Raw genomic sequence first — 4,810 nt, forward strand, 5'->3', positions numbered from 1 at the left:
GCCCAGTTGCTCCGTGAGGTCATGGGTCCATTCTGCCGGGTGCTCGGGCGATTTGTTGTTGGTTGCAACGAATCGCGCGGTGGTGCACGGCACACTGCAGGGCGGAACGGCGTCGATACGGGTCGGGCGCACTCCGGGCCTCTGACAGGGAGGACGGCGATGACCGCGCGCAGACGACCCCGCTCCGATCTGTTCCGCGTGTGCGTGAGCCTCCTGGTCACGATCGTGGTGGCGGCGCGGGCTGGTGGCTCGGCTCAGGAATCGCGCGGACAGTGATGTGCGAGCCCGCGCTCGCCGGTGGTCCTTCCCTCCACAGGCGGGATACCGGGTCCGTTGTCCCGATCCTGGTCACGGGCCCAGGACCGATGTAGAGCCGCGTCTCAGGCTCGCGCTCCGGGCCGCCCGACGAGGAACCACGCCATCGAGCCCAGGAAGGGCGCCACCACGACGGCGATCGTCCACAGGCCCTTCCGCAGGGGATCGAGGCCGCAGCGGAGGACCTGTGCGACCGCGAGGATCGCGATTCCGAGGCACGCGGCCCCGCACAGGGCGGCGATCACGCTGGTGCCGAGCAGTGACATGTCCATCGCCCGACGCTACGCGCGGCGCGACGCTGCCGGATCCGCCGCGGGGCGGAGACTCCCGGCGATGCGCAGCGGGCCTCGCTCAGCGGCCGAGGACACCGGCGATCGTCCGCGCGCCGTCGGCGGGGAAGAGGGCGAGCCGCTCCTGCGTCCCCTGCTGCCGGACCGTGAGAACGGGAGCCGCGAGTGCGTGACCGTGGTGGTAGCCCGTCACCGACTCGGGGGCATCGCCGGCGGTGAGGGGCAGGAACGCGATCGGCGAGAGGTCCGCGTCGGCGCGGAACAGCGAGAGCGCCCTCGCGGTGACGACGGCCAGCAGCACGGGGTCCGGCTTCGCCGCGCGCAACGCCGGGAGGTCGACCGCGGCTCCGGCGACCGCGAGCGTCCGCAGCGAGGCCAGCGTCTCCGGAGTGTTCAGCACCGCGGTGACAGCGCCGTCCGGATGCTCGGCCCGCAGCCTCTCGAGGCTCGGCCGGGACCACCGCTCCTCGACGCGCCGTCGGAGCCCGAAGCCGAGCCCCGCGACGATCACCGCGGCCACCGCGAGCACCACGCCCCACCCTCCGTAGAGCTGGAAAGCCCGAGCGCCCGACCACGCCGCCGCGACGACCACCGTCGCCCCGAAGAACGCCTCGCTCCCGAGCGACCGCAGCCGGGTCGACTGCACCTCCTGCGTCACGAGTGCTCCTCCGGGTCGGGCGGACCTCCGGGCGGGACCACGTCAGCGCATGATCGCACCGGCGCCTGCGGGTCGGGCGGGGATCCGTCCCCTCGCGCGGGAGGCCGGCTCAGCGCCCGCGCCGCGCCCGCGGATCGGTGAGGAGCCGGACCGGGGGGGGGGGCCAGGTCGGGGGACACGAAGCCGAGCACGTCGGAGTGGTGGTCGGCGGAGGCACGGCGGAGGAAGGACCAGCACTTGAGCGAGGACGGGCGCCGGTCGAGGGGGAGGGGAGCGGCCTCCACGATGATCACGGTGGCGGAGCGGTGCGGGATCCGCACGGGCACGCGGCTCTCGCGGCCGTCGACGGTCCAGCTGGAGACGCCGCGGATGCGGCCGTCCTCGCGGTCGACCCCGACGGTGAGGACGCTCCGGAAGTCGTCGGAAGCGGCGCCCATGCCGATCGGGAAGTCCCCGTCGGCGCCGTCGAGCACGAAGGCGACGTCGAGTCCGCGGCGGTGGCGGACGGTGAAGGTGGCGAGCAGGGGACCGTTCCCGAACCTCGGGGCCTCGTCGCGGGCCTGCCGGACACGCTGCCCCGCGTCGTCCCTGTCCATGGAGCCACTCCTGCCGTTCGGGCGGAGCGGTGCCCGCGCGCCCGTCGAGCCTCGGGGCACGGCCTGCCCGTCAGCGGGACCGCGGCAGCGTCACCCGGAAGCGCGCGCCCACGGGTCCCTCCTGCGTCACCAGGTCGCCGCCGAGTGCCCGCGCCAGTCCGCGGGCGATCGGCAGGCCGAGGCCCGAGCCGCCGTCGGCGCGGTTGCGGGCGTCGTCGAGGCGGACGAGGCGGTCGAAGACGCGCTCGCGGTCGGCCTCGGCGATGCCGGGGCCGTCGTCGTCGACGGTGATCGAGACGGAGTCGGCGGCCGCCTCGACGGCGACGTCGATCCGGGAGCGGGCGAAGCGGGCGCCGTTCTCGAGGAGGTTGCCGAGCACCTGGCCCAGCCGGTCGGCGTCGGCGCTGACCAGGAGCGGCTCGGCGGGCCGGTGCAGCTCGATCGCGAGGCCCGGCCGGCGCAGCTCCTGGCGCTCGATCGCGGCCTCGGCGACGCCCGCCGGGTCCAGCGGACGCGACTCCAGAGCCAGGCCCTCGTCCAGCCGCGCCATCAGCAGCATGTCCTGGACGAGGCGGCCCGCGCGCAGCGACTCCCGCACGACGTGCACCGACAGGCGCTCGCGCTCCTGCTCGCCGCCGTCGCCGCGGACCAGGGCATCGGCGGCGGCCTGGATGCCGGCCACCGGTGTCCGCAGCTCGTGCGCGGCGTCCGAGACGAACGCGCGCATCCGCTGCTCCGCCGCGAGGGCCGTCGCCTCGGCGGCGAGGGCGCTGCGCTCGGCCTGCTCGAGGTCGTCGAGCATCTCGTCGAACGCGGTCGCGGTGCGGCCGAGCTCGGTCCGCGGCCGGGAGGGGCGCAGCCGCCGCCCGCGGTCGCCGTGCGCGATGTCGCGGGCCACGTCGGTCATCCGCTCGAGGGGCCGGAGGGTCGCGCGGACCACGACGACCAGCGCGAGCGCGGCCAGCAGGAGGAACACGGCCGACGCGGCGAGCAGGATCCCGTTCAGCTGGGCGAGCGTGCTGCCGACCGAGCCGGCCTCGCTGGTGAGCTCGAGGCGGGTGCCGTCGCTGAGGGTCGACTCCAGCGTGATCAGCTCGTCGTCGGCGGCGATGCTGCTCGAGACGACGGTGACGGCGGCGGAGGCGGCACGGGGCGAGACGGCTCCGGAGGAGGAGCTCGTGCCGGGCGGCGACGGCGGCTCTCCGAGCTGGTCGGCGGCTCCCGGGCCCAGGCGCAGCTGCTCGGGGCTCGGCCCTGCCACGACGTCCTCGCCCTCGGGGCTCGTGATCCGCACCGAGACGCCCTGCGCCGAGAGCCGGGAGGCGAGGGCGTCGTCGGCGATCGTGCCGACCAGCGCGGCGGCGGCGGAGGCGCGGTCCTGGAGCCGCTCCTCGATCTGGTCGCGGAGGCGCTCGCCGAGCACGGCCTGCACCGTCGCCGAGAGGGCCAGGAGCAGGACGGCCAGCAGTGCGAGCACGGCCAGGACCGTCCGGAGGCGGAGCGAGCCGGTGCGCAGGGCGTCCGGCCTGGAGCGGCTCACGCCTCCACCCGGTAGCCGAGACCGCGGACGGTGTGCACGAGCCGGTCGCCGTGCGCCTCCATCTTCTTGCGGAGGGAGCTGAGGTGCACCTCGACGAGGTTCGGGTCGACGTGGTCGTAGCCCCAGACCTGCGTCAGGATCTGCGTCTTGGTGAGGGTGCGGCCGCGGTTGCCGGCGAGGAAGGCGAGGAGACGGAACTCGGTCGCGGTGAGGTCGAGGGCGACGCCGCCGCGGCGGGCGAGGCCCGACTCCGGGTCGACGACGAGGTCGCCGATCTCGACGACGGAGGGGATGCGGCCGCGGCGCCTCAGCACGGCGGTCACGCGCTTGACGAGCTCGGCGAGCACGAACGGCTTCACCACGTAGTCGTCGACGCCCTCGTCGAAGCCGCGGAGGCGGTCGTCGACGGCGTCGCGAGCGGTGAGCATGATCACGGCTGCGTCGCTGCTGCGGCGGATCCGCTCGGCGAGCACGATGCCGCTCGGGCCGGGGAGCATCCAGTCGAGGATCACCAGGTCCGGAGCGAAGGTGCTCAGCTCGCGGGCGAGGTCCTCGCCGGAGACGAGACCGCGGACCGTGAAGCGCTCGCTGCGCAGCGCGGTCTCGACGGAGGAGCGGATGGCGTCGTCGTCCTCGATTAGGAGCACACGGGCGGAGGAGGGCATGTGCTCGAACCTAGGGGCAGCGGATCGGGGCGCACCCCGCGTCTGCTGTGGAGGGTCTGTTCTTAAGTGCGGCTTCAGATTCGCCGTCGAATCTGAAATGGAACCGGCCGCAACCGATCCCGAACGGGGTCGGCACCGGGCCGGACGAGGAGACACCCATGACCGAGTCGACCACCCCCACCGAGAAGGGCTCGAGCTTCGGGCCGCGCCGTCCGAAGAAGCGCGCCCTGACCATCGGCATCGCCGTCGGCGCCCTCGGACTCGTCGCGCTCGGCTCGACCGCCGCCTTCGCCGCGACGCCGTCGAGCACGCCGACCTCCAGCGCCACCCCGCTGCACTCCAGCTCCAGCGCTGCGCCGTCAGCGCCGTCGACCGCAGCGCCGTCGACCGACGCGCCCGCCGAGGGCACCGCTCCCACCCCGCCCGGCCCCGGCCACTGCGGTCCCGCGGGCCCCGGCGCCGCCGCGCTGCCGGCCCCGCCCGCCGACGGCACCGCGCCGACGCCCCCGAGCGACGGCTCAGCACCGACGCCGCCGACGGATGCGCCGACCCCGCCGACCCCGCCGACCGACGGCTCCGCGCCCACTCCGCCCACGGACGCGCCGACCCCGCCGACCGACGGCTCCGCGCCCACTCCGCCCACGGACGCGCCCACTGCTGAGCCCACCGCTCAGCCGACCGCTCAGCCGACCGCGCAGCCGACTGCTCAGCCCTCGGCCGAGCCGACCCGCACGCCGGCTCCCGCT

Annotated in this window: 6 protein-coding genes; 1 reads left to right on the forward strand and 5 read right to left on the reverse strand. The window is 75.2% G+C overall.

Translation table 11 applies throughout. The features are described 5' to 3' along the window. Positions 1–380: 380 nt before the first annotated feature. The 5 genes from C5D44_RS17345 to C5D44_RS17365 all read right to left on the reverse strand — a co-directional run bounded on the left by C5D44_RS17345 (position 381) and on the right by C5D44_RS17365 (position 4,064). Positions 381–587 carry a PLD nuclease N-terminal domain-containing protein gene (locus tag C5D44_RS17345; protein ID WP_104282376.1) on the reverse strand — a complete coding sequence of 69 codons (207 nt, stop codon included), beginning with the start codon at positions 585–587 and terminating at the stop codon, positions 381–383. Between the two features lie 79 nt (positions 588–666). Beyond that, positions 667–1,263 (reverse strand): hypothetical protein, encoded by a 597-nt coding sequence (locus tag C5D44_RS17350; RefSeq protein WP_104282377.1) that lies wholly within the window; start codon positions 1,261–1,263, stop codon positions 667–669. Then, positions 1,260–1,859, reverse strand: a complete 600-nt coding sequence (locus tag C5D44_RS17355; protein WP_104282378.1) for a hypothetical protein — start codon at positions 1,857–1,859, stop codon at positions 1,260–1,262. The genes C5D44_RS17350 and C5D44_RS17355 overlap by 4 nt, the downstream gene beginning before the upstream one ends. Before the next feature lie 70 nt (positions 1,860–1,929). After that, positions 1,930–3,399: a cell wall metabolism sensor histidine kinase WalK gene (locus C5D44_RS17360; protein ID WP_104282379.1), complete on the reverse strand. Its 1,470-nt coding sequence runs from the start codon at positions 3,397–3,399 to the stop codon at positions 1,930–1,932. Beyond that, positions 3,396–4,064, reverse strand: a complete 669-nt coding sequence (locus C5D44_RS17365) for a response regulator transcription factor (protein ID WP_104277940.1) — start codon at positions 4,062–4,064, stop codon at positions 3,396–3,398. The genes C5D44_RS17360 and C5D44_RS17365 overlap by 4 nt, the downstream gene beginning before the upstream one ends. Before the next feature lie 158 nt (positions 4,065–4,222). On the opposite strand from C5D44_RS17365, the gene C5D44_RS17370 reads away from it, so the two are divergent. Further along, positions 4,223–4,810: PT domain-containing protein (locus tag C5D44_RS17370; protein ID WP_181118549.1), on the forward strand; the 588-nt coding region annotated here is incomplete at its 3' end.

Source organism: Rathayibacter sp. AY1B5, from assembly GCF_002932795.1.
GTDB lineage: Bacteria > Actinomycetota > Actinomycetes > Actinomycetales > Microbacteriaceae > Rathayibacter.

Coding starts and splice junctions, on each gene's coding strand:
- C5D44_RS17355 (WP_104282378.1), bottom strand. CDS start 1,859: ATGGACAGGGACGACGCGGGGCAGCGTGTCCGGCAGGCCCGCGACGAG.
- C5D44_RS17345 (WP_104282376.1), bottom strand. CDS start 587: ATGGACATGTCACTGCTCGGCACCAGCGTGATCGCCGCCCTGTGCGGG.
- C5D44_RS17365 (WP_104277940.1), bottom strand. CDS start 4,064: ATGCCCTCCTCCGCCCGTGTGCTCCTAATCGAGGACGACGACGCCATC.